We start from the raw sequence: 20,832 nt of genomic DNA, 5'->3' as shown, positions 1-20,832 counted from the left end.
GGGCCGAGGAGGCCGCCATGTCTCACGAGTCCGTGCCCGAGCACACCGGACAGACCGGACAGGCAGCAGACGACCGTGCACGCCAGGAGCCCGCGGCGGCCGCCCAGGACGGTGCACCGAAGGGCCTGCTCCAGCAGATGGAAGAGCTGATGGCGGCGCTGAACGCCGACTTGTCGCAGCTCGATGCCGACCTCCAGCCCTCCACGGACCGCGCCCCCGGCACACCGCCGACCGCGGGCAGCCTTACTCCTGAGAGTGAGCGCCCGTCGTACCGGTCGTACTGACCGCAATGACCGTGCGGGTCCCGTCGCGCGCGGCGGGACCCCGGTCCCGTCCCTCCGGCCTGCCGTCAGGCCACGCCGGAGGCTGACCCCCGTTCGCGGACGGTCAGCCTGCGCAGGACCGCCCGGACCCGGTCGCTCGATTCGTCGACCGCGTCGATGGACTCCATGCACTGCCAGTACAGGCCTTCGTCATCGGTCGCACAGGCCACCCCGACCAGGGCTATGCCCACTTCACCGAGCAGCGCCTGCAGTCCGAGCAGAGCCTGGCGGACATCCGCCACCCCGGTCAGCTGCGCGGCTCTCGGCGGATAGTCGGGCGCTCTACCCTCTCCTCGCAGGGCCGCTCTGTCGAGCACCCCACAGCCCCTGCCCCCCGCTTCACCCAGTCCCCGTGCCTCCGATCTCAGCTCCGGCGGCCCGGTGACCGCCAACCAGCTCCCCATCCCCTGCGCGAGCGCCTGTGCCTGCCAGGCCTCGCCCACGATGTCCATCGCCGCCCCGCTCTGTGCCAGCGCGTGCCGGCCGGCCGCGATGAGCCGTACCGCATCCATATGCCGTCCCCCGTCCGCACGACATCCACCATCCTCACCACTACCCAGAGTGAGGGCAATGGGCCAGTAAAGCCAGGGGTATTCGGAAATCTATGGACACAAACATGGTTGCGGACGACGCCATCACTCCGAAGAGTGACATTGGGACGTCGGAGCCCCGGTCACCGGGAAGCGGAGCTCGTTCCTCTCGATCTTCGCGGCGAGCGCATCCAGCACATCCACCCCGAGAACCTCACAGAATTGCAGCAGATACGCCAGTACGTCGGCGACCTCATCGGCCACGCGGTGTGCGGTTTCCGGCTTCTCCATGACCTTCGCCGACTGTTCCGGCGTCAGCCACTGGAAGATTTCGACCAGTTCGGCCGCTTCCACGCTCAGCGCCACGGCCAGGTTCTTGGGCGTGTGGTAGGGCTCCCACCCGCGCGCGGCGGCGAACTCGGCCAGCCGCCGCTGAAGCCGGTACAGCCGCTCACGGCTCGCCGGGGAGGTCTCGGTGTCATGCGCATCGCTCATGCGTCAGGTCTACCACCGTGACCCCCGGGGTCACACGGGCGGCTGCAGCCGTCTCCCGGCCCACCGCCGCCGCCAGGCGGACATGGCCCCGACCGCAGGACAGCAGGGCCAGCCGCAGCAGTTCGGCGCTCTGCCGGCCGTCCAGGCCGCGGTCGAAGCCGTCGGCGAGGACGGTCAGCGCCTGCCGGGCGGAGAGCAGTTCGGCGGCCGGGTCCATGGCCAGCACCCCGGGGCCGGTCAGCAGGACCAGCGCCAGCGCGAGGAAGCGGAGCTCCCCCGAGCCGAGCCGGCCCAGTTCGGTGGCGGGTGCGGCGGAGCCGCGGTCCAGCAGCGCCGTCACCGGGCCCTGTGCGGGAGCCCGTACGTCCAGCCCCTGCACCGGGCCCGCGCAGCCGGTCCGCGCCGCCGCGGCCAGCAGCGCGTGGCGGGTGCCGCACTCGTGACGGGTCCGGCGCAGGACGTCGGCCAGGTTGGCGCAGTCGCCCAGCAGCCGGCCCTCGCCCGGCGGGACGGGTGCGCGCATCCGGTCGGGGCGCGGGTCGCAGGGAAACACCGAGCGCAGCGCCACCACCACCTGCTCGGCGGCCGCCAGGACCTGCCGCTGCCCGGCCGTGGCGCCGGCCACGCGCAGCGGGAGCAGCGCGGTGCCGAGCCGGTCATCGGGGAGGGGGGCCCGGGTGACGCCGACGGCGCCGCCGGTCAGCCAGGAGGCCTGTACGGACTGCCGGCCGGGGTCGCGCAGGGCGGTGGCGAGCAGGATCTGACCGTCCGCCGAGAGCCGTTCGCCGACGATGCGGAGCGTGGGCTCGGCCTGTACCGCGAGGTCGAGGCGGACGGGCCCCGCGGGGCCGTCGACGGTGCAGCCGATGCGGAATCCGCGCCGCCCCTGCCCGTCGGGCAGCGCCCGGTCGGGGATCCGGCCCCGCGGATCGGGGAAGGCCTCCTCCAGGGTGGTTCCGGCCCCGAGCGCGGCCAGCGCCTCGTAGGCGGCCAGGACCTGGGACTTGCCGCTGCCGCTGGGCCCGGCGAAGAGGGTCACGGGTCCGATGCCGAAGACGGCGCCGCGATGCACCCCGAAGGCGGAAAGCCGCAACTCGCTCACGACGGGCCGGTACTGCACCCCGTTCCCGGCGGACGGCGCTGCGGGCGGTGGGGCGGGGGCGGCCGGGTCGGCGGGGGCGGCTAAGTCGAGGGGGGCGGGGGGCGTGGCCCCCGGCGGGTTCAGGGTGGCGTCCATGCGCCGGACGGTACGGGCCGCCGGACCCCCGGTGGGCCCGGCGAACCGTTCCGTCGAGGCGACCTTCCTACGATCGGGGGACGGCAGCGGCCGCGATCCCCTCGACCTCGGTCCCGACGGGCGCCAGCAGGAAGACGTTGCGGTCGACCCGGTGCATCCCGCTGCCCAGCCCGAAGACCACGCCGCTGCTGAAGTCGAGGATCCGCTTGGCCACTTCGGTGTCCGCGCCGGTGAGGTCGAGCAGCACCGGGATCTGTGCGATCAGGTACTCGGCCACCTCCCGGGCGTCGGCGAAGACCTGGACCCGGATCACGACGAAGCGCCGCTGTTCCGCCGCGGCTGCTCCCGGCGCGGTGGGGATCGTGCGGTGGTCCACCCGGGAGGGCCACTCGTTGCGACTGCGCAGGGGGACCACCTGCGCGAGCCCCTCCCACTGTTCGTCCGTGACGTCGTACCTGCTCACCGGGCCGCCTCGGCCGTGCGCTTCATGTGCATCCCCCCATCCTCTCGCGTTTCACCCGTTCAGCCCAACAACGACACGAGCGACACGGGGTACACCTACAGAAGCGAATGAGTTAGGTTAGGCATACCTAAGTCACTCGCCCAGGACGATGGAGATCCGCATGTGCATGTCCGGTGCTGCCCCCGCCACCCCGGCCACCGGCCGGCCCACCGACGCCGAGCGGGTCCGGTCCGTCCTGGCCGCCGCCCACTCCATGACCGTGGTCACCGACGGACTGAGCAGCGAGGTCCGCCACCTCGACGGGAGCGACCCGATGGGCCGCCTGCACCTGCACCCCGCCGAGCCGGGCGGCGACCGCGGGCACCGGCCCTCGATCCGGCTGGAGTTCACCGACGTCGCCCCCACCCCCGTACGGGACCGGGTGCGCGCCCGCGTCACGATCACGGGCCGCCTGCTCACGCCCTACACGGACGAAGGCGCCGACTCCACGTGAATGGAATTCGGCCGGGCCGTCCTGGAGACCGCGGAGGGCCGCTCGTACGTCGGCCTCGAAGAACTCGACGCGGCCCGCCCCGACCCGCTCGCCCCGTACGAGTCCGGCATGCTCACGCACCTCGTCGATGACCACGCCGAACTCGTCACCCTGCTCCTGCGCCTGGTCCGGCCGCTGCCCGCCGCGCCCGTCGTCCGCGTCCTGCCGCTCGCCATGGACCGGTACGGGATCACCCTGCGCCTGGAACAGCTGCGCGGCCACCGCGACGCACGGCTGCCCTTCCCCTCCCCGCTCGACGACGTCGAACAGTCCGGGGTGCAGATCCAGGCCCTGTTCAGTGCGGCCCGGCGGCGCTCGCACCGCAACAGCCTGCCCGCGTGAGAAGGGCGCCCCGTACGGAATAGGCGCGGGTGCGGCCCCGTTGGGGACGATCATGAAGGCAATCACGTACAACGCATACGGAACTCCCGCGAACCTCACGCTCGTTGACGTACCGCAGCCCAAGGTCGGGCCCGGCGAGGTGCTGGTCCGGGTCAAGGCCGCCGGCGTCAACCCGGTCGACTGGAAGATCGCCGCCGGATACGCCGACCCGCTCTTCGAAGTCCGCTACCCCGTCATACCCGGCTGGGACGTCGCCGGAGTCGTCGAGGCCGTCGGCCCCGACACCTTCGACCACGCCGTCGGCGACGAGGTCTACGGGTACGTCCGCAAGGAGTGGGTCGAGCTCGGCACCTACGCCGAACTGGTCAGCGCCCCCGTCCGGACGCTGGCCCGCAAGCCGCGCGAGCTGAGCTTCGAGCAGGCCGCCGGCCTCCCGCTGGCCGGCCTCACCGCGTACCAGTCCCTGACCCGCGTGGGCGTCAAGGCCGGCGAGAGCGTCGTCATCCACTCCGCGGCGGGCGGCACCGGCTCCTTCGGCGTGCAGATCGCCGTCGCGCTCGGCCTGCGCGTCATCGGCACGGCCGGCGCGCACAACCACGACTACCTGCGCTCGCTCGGCGCCGAGCCCGTCCTGTACGGGGAGGGGATGGCGGACCGGATCCGCGAGCTGGCCCCCGAGGGCGTCGACGCGGGCCTGGACTTCTTCGGGGACGGCGCCGTCGACGTCCTCCAGTCGCTCGTCAAGGAGCGCGGCCGGGTGGTCTCCATCGCCGACCACCAGGCCGCCGCCAAGGGTGCGCACCAGCTGTGGGTGCGCCCGGACACCGCCGACCTGACGTTCCTCGCCGAACTCGCCGACGCGGGCCGGCTCACGGTCAACGTGGAGCACGCGCTGCCGCTCGCCGAGGCCGCGAAGGCCTGGGAGCTCAGCGCGGCGGGCCGCACGCGCGGCAAGATCGTCCTGACGGTCTGAGAACGCGCGGGAGCCGCCGGAGTGCGGGACTCCGGCGGCCCGGCCGTGCAGTTACGAGGCAGCCTCCGCGTACCGGTTCGCCGGGCGCGGGAGGCCGTAGTTCTCGCGCAGCGTCGTACCGGTGTACTCGGTGCGGAACAGGCCGCGCCGCTGGAGGATCGGCACGACGTGATCGACGAAGGCGGTCAGACCGGTGGGCAGCACGGGCGCCATGATGTTGAATCCGTCGGCGGCGCCCTGCGTGAACCACTCCTCCAGCTGGTCCGCTATCTGCTCGGGCGTACCGGCGAAGACGCGGTGTCCGCGGCCGGCGCCGAGGCGGGCGATCAGCTCGCGCAGGGTGAGGCCGTCGCGGCGGGCCAGTTCGGCCACGAGCGTGAAGCGGCTCTTGTTGCCGTTGATGTCCCGCTCCTCGGGGAGCTCCGGCAGCGGGCCGTCGAGCGGGAAGCCGGTGAGGTCGACCCCGAGCATGCCGGAGAGCTGGGCGAGCCCGTACTCCGGCACCTGGAGGTCGGTGAGCTCCTGCTCCAGGGCCTTCGCCTCGGCCTCGGTGGAGCCGATGACGGGGGCGATGCCGGGCAGGACCAGCAGGTCGGACTCGGACCGGCCGTACTTCGCGAGGCGCGACTTGAGGTCCTTGTAGAAGGTCTGCCCGTCGGCGAGGGTCTGCTGGGCGGTGAAGACGGCCTCAGCGTACTGGGCGGCGAACTCCTTGCCGTCCTCGGAGGAGCCGGCCTGCACGAGGAGCGGGTGGCCCTGCGGGGAGCGGGGCACGTTGAGCGGGCCGGCCACGCCGAAGTACTCGCCGCGGTGGGCGGCGGGGTGGAGCTTGTCGGTGTCGGCGTAGATGCCGCGCTCCTTGTCGAGGACGATCGCGTCGTCCTCCCAGCTGTCCCAGAGCTTGGTGGCGACGTCGAGGAACTCGCGGGCGCGGTCGTACCGCAGGCCGTGCTCCAGGTGCTCGTCCTGGCCGAAGTTGCGGGCCTCGTCGACGGTGCCGGAGGTGACGATGTTCCAGCCGGCGCGCCCGTTGCTGATGTGGTCGAGGGAGGCGAACTTTCGGGCGAGGTGGAACGGCTCGTTGAAGGTGGTGGAGACGGTGGCGATGAGCCCGATGTGCTCGGTCACGGCGGCGATGGCGGAGAGCAGGGTGAGCGGCTCGAACCCGCCGAGGGCGTTGTAGCGGGCCTTGCCCCAGAGGGCGAGCCCGTCGGCGAAGAAGACGGAGTCGAGCCGCCCCCGCTCGGCGGTGCGGGCCAGCTCCTGGAAGTACCGCAGATCGGTGACCCGCTCGGGGCTGCTTCCTGGATGGCGCCAGGCGGCGTCGTGGTGGCCCGCGTTCATGAGGAAGGCGTTGAGGTGGAGGGTCCGGGATGCGGTCATGGTGGTGTTCCTCGGCTCGGAGGGAATCGCGGAGAAGAAGGGCGGCGGGACGTCAGGCGGGGACGCGCCACACGCTGAGGCGGCGTTCGATCGTGACCAACAGCTGGTTGAAGGCCACGCCGATGGCGGAGATGGTGACGATGCCCGCGTACATCTGCGGGATCGCGAAGTTGAACTGCGAGGCATTGATCAGATAGCCGAGGCCCGCCTTGGCGCCGATCATCTCGGCGGCGACCAGGACCAGGATCGAGACGGCGCCGGCCAGCCGGATGCCGGTGAAGATGGCCGGCACGGACGAGGGCAGGATCACCTTCTGGAAGAGCCTCGGCGTGGACAGGTTCATGGACCGGGCGAGTTTGACCAGGGTCGGATCGGCGTTGCCGACGGCGCTGATCGTGTTCAGCAGGATCGGCCAGACGCAGGCGTAGACGACGATGGAGACCTTCGAGGTCTCCCCGATGCCGAGCAGCAGCACGAACACCGGTAGCAGCGCGAGGGCCGCCGTATTGCGGAACACCTCCAGCAGCGGGCCGAGCAGCGCCGCGACGGGGCGGTACCAGCCGATGAGCAGGCCGAGCGGGACGGCGACGACGACGGCGATGCCGAAGCCGCCGAAGGAGCGGACGAGGCTGGCGCGGGCGTGCTCGCCGAGTTGGCCGTCCAGCAGCAGCCCCCACCAGGCCTGGGCGACCTCGCTGACCGGCGGGAGGAACGTGGCGTCGACGAGGCCGAGCCGGGGCGCGGTCTCCCAGAGGGCGAGGAGGGCGAGGAGCGCGGCGGACCGCAGCACCCCGGCCCGCAGCCACCGCCCGAAGGCCGCGCCCCTGGCCGGGCGGACGCCGGCGGACCCCGGCTCCGCCCCCGGGGCCGCGGCAGGTCCCCGTACGGACCCGGCGGAGCCCGCCGCCCGGGCGGGACCGTCGCCGACGGCACCGGGTGCGGGCTCCGCGGTGGCGGGGGCGGTGGCCGTGGCCGACGCGCGGGCCCCGTCGGCCCGGGCGGTGGCGGCGTCGGCCCGGGCGGTGGCGGCCCGGGCGGTCGCGGCGTCGGCCTGCGCAGGCGCGGCGTCGGCCCGGGCGTCAGCGGCGTCGGCCCGGGCGGTCGCGGCGTCGGCCTGCGCAGGCGCGGCGTCGGCCTGGGCGTCGGCGGCGTCCGCCCGGACCGTGGTGGTGTCGGTGGTCATACCGGGGTCTCCTCCTTCTCCAACTGCTGGGCACGCGCCACCTCGTCGTGGAGGAGCGTCCAGATCTCATGGCGGTGGCGGGCGAACTCAGGGCTGGAGCGCAGGTCCTCGCCCTGGACGCCGGCGCCGGCTCCGACGCCCGCGCTCCGGGCGCCCAGGGAGACCGGGACGACCTCCTTGACCCGGCCCGGGCGGGAGGTGATCACGGCCACCCGCTGCCCGAGGTACACGGCCTCCTCGATGCCGTGCGTGATGAACACGACGGTCTTGCCGGTCCGCTGCCAGATCCGGCGCAGCTCGTCCTGGAGCGACTCCCGGGTCTGGGCGTCGAGGGCGGCGAACGGCTCGTCCATCAGCAGGACGTCCGGGTCGTACGCCAGCGAGCGGGCGATCGCGACCCGCTGCCGCATGCCGCCGGACAGTTCGTGCGGGTGGCGGTCCTCGAAGCCGGAGAGGCCCACGAGGTCCAGGAACTCCCGTGCCCGGTCGGCTCGTTCGCGCCGGGGTACGCCCGTCGCCTCCAGCCCGAACTCGACGTTGCCGAGCGCGGACCGCCACGGCAGCAGCGCGTACTGCTGGAAGACGATGCCGCGGTCCAGGCCGGGGCCGGTGACCGGTTCGCCGTCGAGCAGGATCCGGCCGGACGTGGGTCGGGTGAGGCCGCCGAGCAGGTCCAGGAGAGTGGACTTGCCGCAGCCGCTGGGGCCGACGACGACCAGGAACTCGCCCGCTTCGATCTCCAGGTCGATGCCGTCGAGTGCGGTGAACTCCTCGTTCCTGTCCTTCGTCGGGAAGGTCTTCGTCACGGAGTCGAACACGATCTTCGCCATGGCAGCCGCTCAGCCCTTTCCGTATCCGTTGAACTCGTTGGTGTAGAGGTCGCCGGGTTTCAGCTGCCCCTTCTTGATCTCGCCGCGTCCGCCGAGCCAGTCGAGCCAGAGCTGGAACTCCTTGTCGGCGATCCGGCCGCCGGGCTCGGCGACCCCGTACGAGCGCCAGTACTGGAGGGTCGAGGTGTCCTCGTTGCGGCCGCGCTTCTTGATGACCTCCGTCATCCGGGCGACGACCTCCTCGCGCGGGGTGGTGCGGGACCACTCGATGGCCTTGGCCACGCCGGTGGTGAAGGTCCGTACGGTGTCGGGGTTCTCCTTGATGAAGCGCCGGGTCATCACGTACGAGCCGGCGCTGAACGAACCCAGCAGCTCGAAGTCCTTGAACAGCGGGCGTATCCCGCCGGTCGCCAGGGCCTTGTCGCGCAGTACGCCGCTGAGCACGCCGACCTCGATCTGCTTCTGCCGCAGGGCCTGCTCCGTGTTGACCGGCGGGACCACGAGGGATTCGACCTTGCCCGCGTCCGCCTTGGAGAGGCCGCCCCGCTCCAGGTAGATGTCGAGCAGGGCCTGGGCGTGGGCTCCCAGGGTGTTCATGCCTACCTTCTTGCCGATCAGGTCGCGGGCGGAGCGGATCGGGCTGTCGTCCAGGACGTAGTAACCGAGGTAGGTGTCCTTGTCGGAGCCGTAGTAGGAGACGACGGCCTGGATCTGAGCCTTGCTCGCGGCCAGTTTGACGATCGCGCCGTTGAAGGCTCCGCCGAAGTGGGTCTGGCCGGTGGCCGCGGACTGGATGTCCTGCGGGCCGCTGATGGTGTTGCCGACCCAGTCGAGGGTGAGGTTCCCGAGGTATCCGAGGTCGGCGGCCAGTTCGGGAAGCGTGACCGTGCCGACCGCACCCTGGTACTTGAGGGTCGTGACCTGCTTGCCGGGACCGCCGGAGCCACCGCTGGCGGTGGCCGTGCCGCAGCTCACCGCGGCCGCCGAGATGCCGAGCAGGGTGAGGAACTGGCGTCGGGAGGTGGGGGTGGGGGCGAATGCTGCGGGCATGGGGTTCCTTGTCCGGGATGCGGTGGTGGGGTGGGGACGTGGTTAGGGGGCCGTGGCGGCGAGCGCGGAGGAGGGAGCGGACGCCGAGGTGGCTGAGATGGCCGGGGCCGTCGCGTTCAGGGCGGCGGCGAACTCGTCGACGGCCTGGAAGAGGTCCAGCTCCGCCTCGGGCCTCAGCCGGTCGGGGCCGGCCCCGCGCTCCACGGAGGAGTCCAGGACGAACCGCCCGGCCGTGACGTGCCGCGCTCCGAGGGCGGCGAGCACCGGGCGCAGGGCGTAGTCGAGGGTCAGGACGTGGGCGAGGCTGCCGCCGGTGGCGATCGGCAGAACCGTTTTCCCGGCCAGGCCGTCCTGCGGGAGCAGATCGAGGAAGGCCTTGAGCAGCCCGGTGTACGAGGCCTTGTAGACCGGGGTCGCGACGATGATCCCGTCGGCCTCGGCGACGGCTTCGAGGGCCCGACGGAGCTCCGGCTCGCCGCGGCGCGCGGAGAGGAGATCGGCGGCGGGGAGCTCCCGCACGGCGAGGTGGGCGGTGTCGAAGCCGGCGTGGGCGAGGCGGCGCAGCACATGGTCGGCGACGACGGCGGTACGGGAGTGCGGGGAGGGGCTGCCGGAGAGGGCGAGCAGGGTGGGCACGGGGACTCCTTGGACGTCGTACGGGTCGGTCGGGAAGGTCCGGGTCAGGCGGTGGCCGAGGCGCCGGACGGGATGCCGAAGGACGGGTCGGGGACCGTCTCCGGGCTGATCAGGCGGGACGGGGCCCCGTCCGGGCCGACGGGCACGTCGCCGTCCACCGTCACGCGGCGCAGGGTCCGCTCGTGCTCGTCGGAGTCGTCGACGCCGTAGTGCTGGGTGGCCCGGTTGTCCCAGATCGCGACGTCACCGGCCCGCCACTGCCAGCGCACGGTGTTCTCGGGGCTCTCGATGTGCGCCTGGAAGAGGTCGAGGAGGGTGCGGGAGTCCCGGCCGGTGAGGCCCTTGATCCGCTGGACGAAGTTGCCGAGGAGCAGGGCGCGTTCGCCGGTCTCGGGGTGGACGCGGACGACGGGGTGCTCGGTGAGGAACTCGGTGGAGGTGAACACCTCGCGGTACTGGGCCAGGGCCTCGGGGAGGGCGTCGGGCCTCAGGCCGGCGTAGTCGTACGCGTTGGAGTGCAGGGCGCGCAGGCTGTCGGCGAGGGCGCGCAGCGGGGCGGGGAGGTGGGCGTAGGCGGTGACGGTGTTGGCCCAGAGGGTGTTGCCGCCGTACGGGGGGACGGTGACGGCGCGGAGGATGGAGAAGGCGGGGTAGGCGGGGACGAAGGTGACGTCGGTGTGCCACTGGTTGGCGCGGGCGCCGTGGTGGGAGTCGATGCCGAGGGCGTAGCGGCCGTCGGCGGAAGGCACGGTGGGGTGGGCGACGGGGGTTCCGAGCAGGCGGGCGAAGGCTTCGTGTCCGGCCTCGTCGAGGTGGTCCTGGCCACGGAAGAAGACGACCTTGTGGGCGAGGAGTGCGGCCCGGACCTCCCCGACGACCTCCTCGGAAACCTCACCCCCGAGCTGCACACCCCCGATCTCGGCGCCGATCCGCCCACCGATCCGGATGACGGTGGTCTGCTGGGTACGAGTTGCGGTGGTCATGGAAACTCCCTCGGATTGGCTGGAACAGCGGATGAACGGCCGGCAGGGGGGCGGGTCGGAAGCGGTGGGGCGGCCCGGGCCGCTCGGCCGTGGACCGTGAGCCCGGACCGAGCGGGCCGCAGCGAACGCGCCGGGGACCGGACGGGCCGGAGACGGCCGTGCGGAGGGGACGGGCCGAAGGCCCGGTGGGCCGGGCCGGTCCACGCCGGAGGCCGATGGGGCATGGCCGGCCGGGCCGGTGGCCGGTCGGCGAGAGGGCGGAGGGGCGGCTGGGAGCCGGTCAGTCGCGGGCCGGGTGACCCGAGACCCGTTCGGCGGCAAGCCGAAGGGTCATCGGGTCCTGCCCGGGGCGGCGGCGCTCAGGCGCGGCGCGGGGCCGGACAGCGGCCCGGACACGAACCCGGCGCGGTACAGGAGCCGGGGGTGTGGAGCCGCGGGGCGAGGAGCTCGAACGCGGACATGGCTCGGAGCCTGTCAGCGGCCCCGGCACGGGTCAAGCCCCGCCCGGCACGCCGGAAGAGGCCCCGCCCGGAGCCCCGGTCCAGCCCGCCGCAACTAGCCTGACCTGCTACTTCGCCCGCCCCGACAGGTGCTGCCCGATGCCCCCGAACGGCCGAAAGCCGTGGCTGGATTTCATACCCCTGCAACGCGACCGCCACGCGTCCGCCGACGCGCACCCGCAGACACGGCCGTCCATCGCCTCCCGCCACCGGGTCAGGGGGTGGACAGGGGTGGCAGCCCGACCGGTACACGTGCCCGACGCGGAAGGGCTGGCGGGGCACCCTCCGGAACCGGGGCCCGCGCTCAGGCGCGCCATGCGCTCTTTGCGCTCTTTCGTGAGGGCTCCCGTCTCACATGAGAGGGGGAGATCACATCCGGTGGTTATAGTCGTTCACAAGGTGACCCCCCTAGCATTCGAGCCATGACGGTCCTGCCTGATGACGGGCTCTCCTTGGCCGCCGAGTTCCCTGACGCGACGCATGAGCAGTGGCAGCGCCTGGTAGAGGGCGTTCTACGCAAGTCCGGCAAGGACGTATCCGGCGAAGCCGCAGAAGACGCGTTGTCCACGAAGCTCCAGGACGGGCTCACCACCCGCCCGCTGTACACCGCGCCCGAAACGCCCGACGAAACCGGGTTTCCCGGGTTCGCTCCGTTCGTACGAGGGGGCAGCCCCGCCGGCGGTGCCACCGCCGGCTGGGACGTGCGTCAGCGACACCTCGGCAGTGACCCCGAGCGGGTGAACGAAGCCGTACTGACGGACCTTGAGAACGGGGTCACCTCCCTCTGGCTGTCCCTGGGCGGCCCCGGCGGGCTCCCGCTCGACGCGCTCCCCCGCGCACTCGACGGCGTCTACCTCGACTTGGCGCCGGTGTCCCTGGACGCCGGCGCCGCGTACGCCGACGCCGCCCACGCCCTGCTGCGCCTGTACGCCGAGCGCCAGGTGGCCCCGGATGCCGCGCGTGCGAGCCTCGGCGCCGACCCGCTGGGGCACGAGGCCCGTACGGGTGAAGTCCTGGACCTGGCCGACGCCGTCGAGCTCGCCCGGGAGGCGGCCGCGCACTGGCCCGGTGTCCGCGCCCTCGTCGTCGACGCGCTGCCCTACCACGAGGCGGGCGGTTCGGCCGCCGAAGAGCTCGGACTGTCGCTGGCCACGGGTGTCGCCTACCTCCGCGCACTCACCGAAGCGGACGGCAACGGCGACGGTGACGGCGGCCTCGGCGTCGAAGCCGCCCTCGGCCAGCTGGAGTTCCGCTACGCCGCGACCGCCGACCAGTTCCTCACCATCGCGAAGTTCCGTGCCGCGCGCCGCCTGTGGGCCCGGATCGCGGAGGCCTGCGGGGCCCCGGACGCGGGCTCCCAGCGCCAGCACGCCGTCACCTCGCCGGTGATGATGACCCGCCGCGACCCGTGGGTGAACATGCTGCGCACCACCATCGCCTCCATGGCGGCGGGCGTCGGCGGGGCCGACTCGGTCACCGTGCTCCCGTTCGACCACGAGTTGGGTCTGCCGGACGCCTTCGCGCGCCGGATCGCCCGCAACACCTCCACCATCCTGCTGGAGGAATCGCACCTGGCCCGCGTGATCGACCCGGCCGGCGGCTCGTACTACGTCGAGCGGCTCACCGACGAACTCGCGCACGCAGCCTGGGAGTTCTTCCAGACGATCGAGAAGGCCGGCGGTCTCGCCGCCGCCCTGCGCTCGGGGCTGGTCGCCGAGCGCCTCGCGGCGACCTGGGCCGAGCGCTCCAAGCAGCTCGCCAAGCGCCGCGAACCCATCACGGGCGTCAGCGAGTTCCCGCTGCTGTCCGAGAAGCCCCTCGACCGCGAGCCCGCCCCGGCGGGCCCCTCCGGCGGGCTGCCCCGCGTACGGCGCGACGAGGCGTACGAGGCGCTGCGCGCCCGCAGCGACGCGCACCTGGCCTCGACCGGGAGCCGTCCGCGGATCTTCCTCGCCGCGCTCGGCCCGGCGGCGGCGCACACCGCGCGCGCCACGTTCACCGCGAACCTGTTCCAGGCGGGCGGCGTCGAGCCGGTCCACGACCCGGTGTCGGTGGATCCGGCGACGGCCGCCGAGGCCTACGCCGCGAGCGGCGCGGACGGCATGGCCGTGCTGTGCTCCAGCGACGCGCTGTACGAAGAGCAGGCCGAGGCGGTGGCCGCGGCCCTGCGCGCGGCCGGTGCGACGACGGTGTTCCTCGCGGGCAAGCCCGGCACGGCGGCGGGCGCCGTGGACGAGTACGTCTTCGCCGGCTGCGATGCGGTCGCCGTGCTGTCCTCCGTTCTCGACCGGATGGGAGTGTCCTCGTGAGCGGCACCGCAATCCCCGATTTCTCCGCCCTCGCCCTCGGCGGCGGTGCCACCGCGGCCGGGTCCGAGGACCAGTGGCGGGCGGCGGTGAAGGAGTCCACCGGGACCGCCGCCGGCGACCTGCTGTGGGAGACCCCCGAGGGCATCGGCGTGAAGCCGCTGTACACGGGCCGCGACCTGGAGGGCCTCGACTTCCTGCGGACCTACCCGGGCGTGGCCCCGTACCTGCGCGGCCCGTACCCGACGATGTACGTCAACCAGCCCTGGACGATCCGCCAGTACGCGGGATTCTCCACGGCCGAGGAGTCGAACGCCTTCTACCGGCGCAACCTCGCGGCCGGCCAGAAGGGCCTGTCGATCGCCTTCGACCTGCCCACGCACCGCGGGTACGACAGCGACCACCCGCGCGTCACGGGCGACGTCGGCATGGCGGGCGTGGCGATCGACTCGATCTACGACATGCGCCAGCTCTTCGACGGCATCCCGCTGGACAAGATGACGGTGTCGATGACGATGAACGGCGCGGTGCTGCCGGTCCTCGCCCTCTACATCGTGGCGGCGGAGGAGCAGGGCGTCTCCCCCGACAAGCTCGCCGGGACCATCCAGAACGACATCCTCAAAGAGTTCATGGTCCGCAACACCTACATCTACCCGCCGAAGCCCTCGATGCGGATCATCTCGGACATCTTCTCGTTCACCTCGCAGAAGATGCCGCGGTACAACTCCATCTCGATCTCCGGCTACCACATCCAGGAGGCCGGGGCCACGGCCGACCTGGAGCTCGCGTACACCCTCGCCGACGGCGTGGAGTACCTGCGTGCCGGCCAGGACGTCGGCCTGAACGTGGACGCGTTCGCGCCGCGCCTGTCGTTCTTCTGGGCCATCGGCATGAACTTCTTCATGGAGGTGGCGAAGCTGCGCGCCGCCCGGCTGCTGTGGGCGCGGCTCGTCAAGCAGTTCGATCCGCAGAACGCCAAGTCGCTGTCGCTGCGCACCCATTCGCAGACCTCCGGCTGGTCGCTGACCGCGCAGGACGTCTTCAACAACGTGACGCGCACGTGCATCGAGGCGATGGCGGCGACGCAGGGGCACACCCAGTCCCTGCACACCAACGCCCTCGACGAGGCGCTCGCGCTGCCGACGGACTTCTCGGCGCGCATCGCCCGCAACACCCAGCTGCTGCTCCAGCAGGAGTCGGGGACCTGCCGGTCGATCGACCCGTGGGGCGGCAGCGCGTACGTCGAGAAGCTGACGTACGACCTGGCGCGCCGGGCCTGGCAGCACATCCAGGAGGTCGAGGCGGCCGGCGGCATGGCGCAGGCCATCGACGCCGGCATCCCGAAGCTGCGCGTGGAGGAGGCCGCCGCCCGTACGCAGGCGCGCATCGACTCGGGGCGCCAGCCGGTGATCGGCGTGAACAAGTACCGGGTGGAGAACGACGAGCAGATCGACGTGCTCAAGGTCGACAACTCCTCGGTGCGCACCCAGCAGATCGAGAAGCTGCGGCGGTTGCGCGAGGAGCGCGACGAGGCGCTCACGCAGGACGCGCTGCGGGCGCTGACGCACGCGGCGGAGCGCGGCGCGGGCCAGGGCCTGGAGGGCAACCTCCTCGCGCTGGCGGTGGACGCGGCGCGGGCCAAGGCGACCGTGGGTGAGATCTCGGACGCACTGGAGAAGGTGTACGGGCGGCACGCGAGCCAGATCCGTACGATCTCGGGTGTGTACCGCACCGAAGCAGGGGAGTCCCCGAACGTGGAGCGCACCCGTGCGCTGGTCGACCGGTTCGAGGAGGCGGAGGGCCGCCGTCCGCGTGTCCTGGTCGCCAAGATGGGCCAGGACGGCCATGACCGCGGCCAGAAGGTGATCGCGACCGCGTTCGCCGACCTGGGCTTCGACGTGGACGTCGGCCCGCTGTTCCAGACCCCGGCGGAGGTGGCCCGCCAGGCCGTCGAGGCGGACGTCCACGTGGTGGGCGTGTCGTCGCTGGCGGCCGGCCACCTGACCCTCGTACCGGCGCTGCGCGAGCAGTTGGCGGAGGAGGGGCGCGAGGACATCATGATCGTGGTGGGCGGGGTGATCCCGCCGGCCGACGTGCCGACGCTGCTGGAGATGGGCGCTGCGGCGGTGTTCCCGCCCGGCACGGTGATCCCGGACGCGGCCCACGACCTGGTGACGCGGCTGGCCGCGGACCTGGGCCACGAGCTGTAGGCGCGGCCGATGCCTCCGAAGATCGACATCGAGGCCTACGCGAAGGGGGTCCTCGACGGGAAGCGCGCGTTCATCGCGCGTGCGATCACCCTCGTCGAGTCCACCCTGCCCGCTCACCGGGCGCTCGCGCAGGGGTTGTTGACGGAGCTGCTGCCACACGCGGGGCGGGCCCGGCGGATCGGGATCAGCGGGGTGCCGGGCGTGGGGAAGTCCACGTTCATCGACGCGTTCGGCACGATGTTGACGGGGCTGGGCCACCGGGTCGCGGTCCTGGCCGTGGACCCGTCCTCGACGCGTACGGGCGGCTCGATCCTCGGTGACAAGACGCGGATGGAACGCCTGGCGGTCGACCCTTCTGCGTTCGTCCGCCCGTCCCCCTCGGCGGGGACGCTGGGCGGGGTCGCCAAGGCCACCCGGGAGTCGATGATCGTCATGGAGGCGGCGGGCTACGACGTGGTCCTCGTCGAGACGGTCGGCGTGGGCCAGTCGGAGACGACGGTGGCCGGCATGGTCGACTCGTTCCTGCTGCTCTCGCTGGCCCGTACGGGGGATCAGCTGCAGGGAATCAAGAAGGGCGTCCTGGAGCTGGCGGACGTCCTCGCGGTGAACAAGGCGGACGGCCCGCACGAGCGCGACGCGAAGGCGGCGGCGCGGGAGCTGTCGGGGGCGCTGCGGCTGATGCACCCCGCCGACGCGGCGTGGACCCCGCCCGTACTCACGTGCAGTGCGCGGGAGTCGGCGGGCCTGGACGAGGTGTGGAACCGCCTCGAACAGCACCGCACGCTGCTGGACGCGGGCGGCCGGCTGGCCTCGAAGCGTGCCGAGCAGCAGGTGGAGTGGACCTGGTCGATGGTCCGCGAGGAGCTCCTGGAGCGCCTCCGTGCCGACCCGTCGGTCCGCGACCTGGCCCCGTCCTTGGAGGCGGCGGTCCGCGCGGGCGCCGTCACCCCCACGTCCGCGGCGGACCGCATCCTGTCGGCGTTCGCCAACTGACCTCGCGCGTACGGCCGCACCCCCGGTGGGGGTGCGGCCGTACGCGTACCCGCCCCGGCGTGCGGGGCAGCGGGTCAGGCTTCGATCAGGGCCGCGTCCCGGGTGCCCAGGGCGCGGGCCAGGACGCGGGTCTGCTCCGCCGGGTCCGTGGCGGCCAGCAGGGCCGAGAGGACCGCGATGCGGGCCTGGCCGGCGCGCAGGGTGCCCGTCGGGACGGCGCCCGCGGCGACCAGGTCCACGGCGCCGCCCTGCGTGTAGATCTCGGTGACCGGGCCGGCCGGCACGCGCGTGGTCAGCGCCACCAGCACGCCCCGCGCGACGGCGGCCTTCACCGCGTCCACGATCTCCGGCGTCGCGTTGCCGGCCCCGGTGCCGATCAGGACGATGCCCCGGGCCCCGGCGGCGACCGCCGCGTTCAGGAGCACCGGGTCGCCGTCGGCGTGGTGCATCACCATGTCCACGCGCGGCGGCAGTTCCGGCATCGCGGGCAGCGGCAGCGGCTCGGGGCGCTGCGGGGTGCGCAGCATGGCGACCTTGCCGAAGCCGATCTTCCCGAGCAGTTCCTCGGAGGGGTCGGCGAACGCGTCCAGCGCCACCGCCTGGGTCTTCACCGTGCCGCGGGCGGCGTGCACCCGTCCCGCGAAGGCGATGAGCACGCCGAGCCCGCGCGTGTTCGCCGCGGTGAGCAGGGCGTCGTAGAGGTTGCCCGGGCCGTCCCCGTCCGCGGTGCCCATCGGGCGCTGCGAGCCGGTGAAGACGACGGTGCGCGGGTCGTGGTGGTGGAGGTCGACGAGGAAGGCCGATTCCTCCAGGGTGTCGGTGCCGTGCGTGACGACGACGCCGTCCACGTCCGGGTCGGCGAGCACCTCGTGCACGGTGCGCAGCAGGGTGAGCTGGTGGGCGGTGGTGAGCCGGGGGCTGTTCACGCTGAACAGGTCCACCACCTCGACGGTGATGTCCTCGGGCAGCGGCGCGGTGGCCATGACCTCGCTGCCGTCGGCGTCGGCCGCGAAGCCGGAGCCCTGCCAGCGGCTGGCTATCGTGCCGCCGGTGCTGATGACGACGATCCGTCCCATGGTCACCCCTTCTCACGTACGGGCGATACCTCGTACAGACGTTCATATGCGCAGTAAAGAGCAATGATAGTGAGATCTACGCGCAATGGGATTGCCAGTTTCGGCCCAGCCGTTCACATCCACTCAATGATAATTGCGCCATGGATGCCATTGACCGTGAAATCTTGCGCGAGCTACAGGCCGACGGCCGCCTCAGCAACCAGGAGCTGGCCCAGCGTGTCGGCTTGACACCCTCCCCCTGCATGCGACGGGTGCGCCAACTCGAACAGGACGGGGTGATCCAGGGCTACCGCGCGGTCATCGCCCCGGAGGCGGTCGGCCGCGGCTTCGAGGTGCTGGTATCCGTCGAGGTGCGCCGCGACCGCGCCGCCGTCGAGGCCTTCGAGGCGGCCCTCCAGGACATCCCCGACGTCATCGAGGCGTACCGGCTGTTCGGCAGCCCCGGCTGCCTGCTGCGGATCGCCGTCGCGGACCTGCGCGCGTACGAACGCCTGTGGATCGAGAAGCTGACCGCGCTGTCCGGGGTCACCGAGGTCAACTCGCAGATCATCATGAAGCGGATCAAGGAACCCACGGGCCTGCCCGTCTGAGCCGGGGGCCGGGGCCGGGGGCCGGGGGCGAGGGCGGAGGCCGGAGGCCGGGGGGCGACGCGTCAGCGGGGCGCGACCAGCGGGCGCAGCGGCGTACCGCGCAGCCTCTCCACGACGGGTCCCCCGCGCCCGGCCAGCAGGGTCAGCGGCCAGGCGATCCCGGCGCCGACCAGGACGCCGAGCACGACGTCGTGGGGGTAGTGGGCGCCCACCCACACCCGGGAGAACGCCATCAGCAGCGCCGCCGGAACCGCGAGCGCGCCGATGCGCCGGTCGGTGAGCCACAGGGCCGCGGCCGCCGCGGCCGCGATGGCGGCGTGGTTGCTGGGGAAGGACCAGTCGCCCGGCGGCGGGCAGGCCTCCAGGGTGAGGGCGTGCAGGGTCCGACAGGGCCTCTGCTCCCGGATCAGCGACTTGAGCAGGGTGTCCACGAGGAAGGCCGCCACCACGACGGCGGGCGCGGCCAGCGCCATGGCCGTCCGCCCCGGCCGGCCCGGGCGGGCCCGCCACCAGGCCACCGCCATGAGCAGCCCGAAGAGCCCGAGACCGTACGTGGACCAGCCCGACACCAGCGCGTCCAGCCAGTCCGGGGCCCGCCCGGCGAGAGCGGTGATCCGGGTGTAGAGGGGGCCGTCGACGGACGGTCCGTCCAGGGCGATCACGGCCGGGAGGCCGGAGGGGGCCATCATGTGCTGCTCCCATAATGTGAGTGGGCGGGGCGACCCGATCGACTACAGTTCTGTAGACGGTCTACATACTGTAGACGACGACTTGCGGAGGATCGTTCCCATGGGTGACACGAACGCCGAGCGGCGCCCTTCCGGCGAGCTGGAGGCGAGCGTGCTGGCAGCCCTGTGGGCGGCCGACGGTCCGCTGACCCCCGGACAGGTGCAGGAGGCGCTGGGCACCTCGCTCGCCCGGACGACCGTGACGACGATCCTGTCCCGCCTGCACGAGAAGGGCACCGTCTCCCGCACCAGGTCCGGCCGCGGCTACGCCTACCTCCCGACCGAGGACGCGTCCGGTCTGACCGCACGGCGCATGCACTCGGAACTGGAACGCAACGAGGACCGCGGCGCCGTCCTGTCGCGCTTCGTCTCGCAGCTCAGCGACGAGGACGAGCGGATCCTGCGCTCCCTCCTCGAAGGCGACGGCCAGTGATCGCCATGGTGTGGCTGCCGCTGCTCGTGCCGTTCCTGGCCGGACCGGCGGGCCGGCGCCTCGTCTCCTGCCTGCCCCCGCGGCAGGCCGCCTGGCTGCTGGCCGTCACGGCCGCGGGCCTCGCCGCGGGCAGCACCGCGGCACTCGCGCTGCTCGTCGTACCCGGCGCCACCCACCTGCCCGCCGTCGCCGCCCTCGGCCGGCTCCTCACCCCGCTCTCGGCGGGCGCGCCCGACACGGTCGTGGCGGTCGCGATCACGGCCCTGGCCCTGGCCCTACTGGTGCTCTGCGCCTGCCTGTTCGTACGGAACCTGCACCGCCGGTGGACCCAACTGGGGTGGGCGAGGCGGCTCGCGGCCCGCGCCGACGGTGAACTCCTCGTCCTGGCGGACGAGCTCCCCGACGCGTACGCGCTGCCCGGCCGTCCGGGCCGGATCGTGGTGACCGCCGGCATGCTCCGCGCCCTGACGGCCGCCGAACGCGAGGCGCTGCTCGCGCACGAGCGCGCCCATCTGCGGGGCCGCCACCACCTGTTCGCCGCGGTGATAGAGCTCTCCTCGCTGTGCCACCCCGCGCTCGGCGCGCTGCGCGAGCCGCTCGCGTACGCACTGGAGCGCTGCGCCGACGAGGACGCCGCGCGCGCCGTCGGGGACCGGCGGCTGACGGCCCGGGCGATCGGCAAGGCGGCACTGGCGGCCCGGGGCGCCGAGCGGCGACCGAGCCTGGCCCTGGCGGCGACGGCGGGACCGGTCCCGCGGCGCGTGGCGGCCCTGCTCGAACCGCGGACCCGAACGGCCCGGGCCCTGCCGAAGACCGGCATCGCCATCGTGGCGATGCTGCTGGCCTGCCCGACCCTGTCGGCCGCGTCGGCCCTGGAGGCCGCGAGCGACCTGCACACGAGCATCGAGGTCGCCCAGGGAGAACTCCGCTCCCCCTGACCCCACTCCACGTCGCGGGTGCGTTCTGCGCGCAAGCCCCGTGCCACGGCCCCGTTCCGGCGGGCGACGGTCCGCTCAAGGCGTCCGGTCCGGCATGA

General features: G+C 72.9%; 20 protein-coding genes and 1 pseudogene. 9 read left to right on the top strand and 12 right to left on the bottom strand.

Annotation, left to right across the window (positions count from 1 at the left end; translation table 11 throughout):
- The first annotated feature begins 17 nt into the window (after positions 1–17).
- Entirely contained in the window at positions 18–284 is a 267-nt protein-coding gene (locus tag OG974_RS01210; protein WP_371645089.1) for a hypothetical protein, read from the top strand.
- Positions 285–349: 65 nt separating this feature from the next.
- Here OG974_RS01210 and OG974_RS01205 read toward each other — a convergent pair whose 3' ends face one another.
- The 4 genes from OG974_RS01205 to OG974_RS01190 form a co-directional block, all read right to left on the bottom strand.
- A complete protein-coding gene (locus OG974_RS01205) occupies positions 350–835 on the bottom strand; it encodes a DUF6099 family protein (RefSeq protein ID WP_327279095.1) in 486 nt (161 codons plus the stop codon).
- A gap of 123 nt (positions 836–958) precedes the next feature.
- Positions 959–1,348, bottom strand: coding sequence for a nucleotide pyrophosphohydrolase (locus OG974_RS01200; RefSeq protein ID WP_327279094.1), 390 nt, complete (start codon positions 1,346–1,348; stop codon positions 959–961).
- Positions 1,332–2,585 carry an ATP-binding protein gene (locus OG974_RS01195; protein WP_327279093.1) on the bottom strand — a complete coding sequence of 418 codons (1,254 nt, stop codon included), beginning with the start codon at positions 2,583–2,585 and terminating at the stop codon, positions 1,332–1,334. Before OG974_RS01195 ends, OG974_RS01200 begins: the two co-directional genes overlap by 17 nt.
- Positions 2,586–2,652: 67 nt before the next feature.
- Positions 2,653–3,048 (bottom strand): cell division protein SepF, encoded by a 396-nt coding sequence (locus tag OG974_RS01190; RefSeq protein ID WP_327279092.1) that lies wholly within the window; start codon positions 3,046–3,048, stop codon positions 2,653–2,655.
- A 160-nt stretch (positions 3,049–3,208) separates the two neighbouring features.
- On the opposite strand from OG974_RS01190, the pseudogene OG974_RS01185 reads away from it, so the two are divergent.
- A pseudogene (locus OG974_RS01185) lies at positions 3,209–3,922 on the top strand (DUF2470 domain-containing protein).
- 52 nt (positions 3,923–3,974) lie between these two features.
- Complete coding sequence (locus OG974_RS01180; protein ID WP_327279090.1) at positions 3,975–4,895, top strand: NADP-dependent oxidoreductase; 921 nt, start codon at positions 3,975–3,977, stop codon at positions 4,893–4,895.
- Positions 4,896–4,946: 51 nt separating this feature from the next.
- Here the strand turns inward: OG974_RS01180 and OG974_RS01175 are convergent, their stop codons facing one another.
- From OG974_RS01175 to OG974_RS01150, 6 genes are all read right to left on the bottom strand, one after another.
- Positions 4,947–6,278, bottom strand: a complete 1,332-nt coding sequence (locus OG974_RS01175; RefSeq protein WP_327279089.1) for an LLM class flavin-dependent oxidoreductase — start codon at positions 6,276–6,278, stop codon at positions 4,947–4,949.
- Positions 6,279–6,330: 52 nt separating this feature from the next.
- Positions 6,331–7,080, bottom strand: coding sequence for an ABC transporter permease (locus OG974_RS01170; protein ID WP_327285824.1), 750 nt, complete (start codon positions 7,078–7,080; stop codon positions 6,331–6,333).
- 377 nt (positions 7,081–7,457) lie between these two features.
- On the bottom strand, positions 7,458–8,291 hold the full coding sequence (locus OG974_RS01165) for an ABC transporter ATP-binding protein (protein WP_327279088.1): 834 nt from the start codon (positions 8,289–8,291) through the stop codon (positions 7,458–7,460).
- A gap of 9 nt (positions 8,292–8,300) precedes the next feature.
- The gene (locus tag OG974_RS01160; RefSeq protein ID WP_327279087.1) at positions 8,301–9,341 is read right to left on the bottom strand and encodes an ABC transporter substrate-binding protein; all 1,041 of its coding nucleotides are present in this window, start codon (positions 9,339–9,341) and stop codon (positions 8,301–8,303) included.
- Positions 9,342–9,383: 42 nt separating this feature from the next.
- Complete coding sequence (gene ssuE, locus OG974_RS01155) at positions 9,384–9,977, bottom strand: NADPH-dependent FMN reductase (protein ID WP_329314834.1); 594 nt, start codon at positions 9,975–9,977, stop codon at positions 9,384–9,386.
- A 44-nt stretch (positions 9,978–10,021) separates the two neighbouring features.
- Positions 10,022–10,960 (bottom strand): TauD/TfdA family dioxygenase, encoded by a 939-nt coding sequence (locus OG974_RS01150; RefSeq protein ID WP_327279085.1) that lies wholly within the window; start codon positions 10,958–10,960, stop codon positions 10,022–10,024.
- Between the two features lie 922 nt (positions 10,961–11,882).
- Between OG974_RS01150 and OG974_RS01145 the strand changes: the two genes are divergently transcribed.
- The 3 genes from OG974_RS01145 to meaB are packed head-to-tail and all read left to right on the top strand — an operon-like array spanning position 11,883 to position 16,969.
- A complete protein-coding gene (locus OG974_RS01145) occupies positions 11,883–13,769 on the top strand; it encodes a methylmalonyl-CoA mutase family protein (protein ID WP_328764085.1) in 1,887 nt (628 codons plus the stop codon).
- Positions 13,766–15,976, top strand: a complete 2,211-nt coding sequence (gene scpA, locus OG974_RS01140; RefSeq protein ID WP_327279083.1) for a methylmalonyl-CoA mutase — start codon at positions 13,766–13,768, stop codon at positions 15,974–15,976. The genes OG974_RS01145 and scpA overlap by 4 nt, the downstream gene beginning before the upstream one ends.
- A gap of 9 nt (positions 15,977–15,985) precedes the next feature.
- Complete coding sequence (gene meaB / locus OG974_RS01135) at positions 15,986–16,969, top strand: methylmalonyl Co-A mutase-associated GTPase MeaB (protein WP_327279082.1); 984 nt, start codon at positions 15,986–15,988, stop codon at positions 16,967–16,969.
- A 74-nt stretch (positions 16,970–17,043) separates the two neighbouring features.
- On the opposite strand, the gene OG974_RS01130 is transcribed toward meaB, so the two are convergent.
- Positions 17,044–18,045 (bottom strand): asparaginase, encoded by a 1,002-nt coding sequence (locus tag OG974_RS01130; RefSeq protein WP_328764084.1) that lies wholly within the window; start codon positions 18,043–18,045, stop codon positions 17,044–17,046.
- 140 nt (positions 18,046–18,185) lie between these two features.
- Here OG974_RS01130 and OG974_RS01125 point away from each other — a divergent pair, with 140 nt between their 5' ends.
- Entirely contained in the window at positions 18,186–18,635 is a 450-nt protein-coding gene (locus OG974_RS01125) for an Lrp/AsnC family transcriptional regulator (RefSeq protein WP_030154387.1), read from the top strand.
- Between the two features lie 62 nt (positions 18,636–18,697).
- On the opposite strand, the gene OG974_RS01120 is transcribed toward OG974_RS01125, so the two are convergent.
- Positions 18,698–19,324: a phosphatase PAP2 family protein gene (locus OG974_RS01120; RefSeq protein WP_371645085.1), complete on the bottom strand. Its 627-nt coding sequence runs from the start codon at positions 19,322–19,324 to the stop codon at positions 18,698–18,700.
- A gap of 100 nt (positions 19,325–19,424) precedes the next feature.
- Between OG974_RS01120 and OG974_RS01115 the strand changes: the two genes are divergently transcribed.
- The gene (locus OG974_RS01115; RefSeq protein ID WP_327279079.1) at positions 19,425–19,796 is read left to right on the top strand and encodes a BlaI/MecI/CopY family transcriptional regulator; all 372 of its coding nucleotides are present in this window, start codon (positions 19,425–19,427) and stop codon (positions 19,794–19,796) included.
- Positions 19,797–19,801: 5 nt separating this feature from the next.
- Positions 19,802–20,734 carry a M56 family metallopeptidase gene (locus OG974_RS01110; protein ID WP_327285823.1) on the top strand — a complete coding sequence of 311 codons (933 nt, stop codon included), beginning with the start codon at positions 19,802–19,804 and terminating at the stop codon, positions 20,732–20,734.
- Positions 20,735–20,832: the final 98 nt, after the last annotated feature.

It is taken from the genome of Streptomyces sp. NBC_00597, from assembly GCF_041431095.1.
GTDB lineage: Bacteria > Actinomycetota > Actinomycetes > Streptomycetales > Streptomycetaceae > Streptomyces.
The sequence above is the reverse complement of the archived record's forward strand: the minus strand, read 5'-3'. Positions and strand labels throughout refer to the sequence as shown.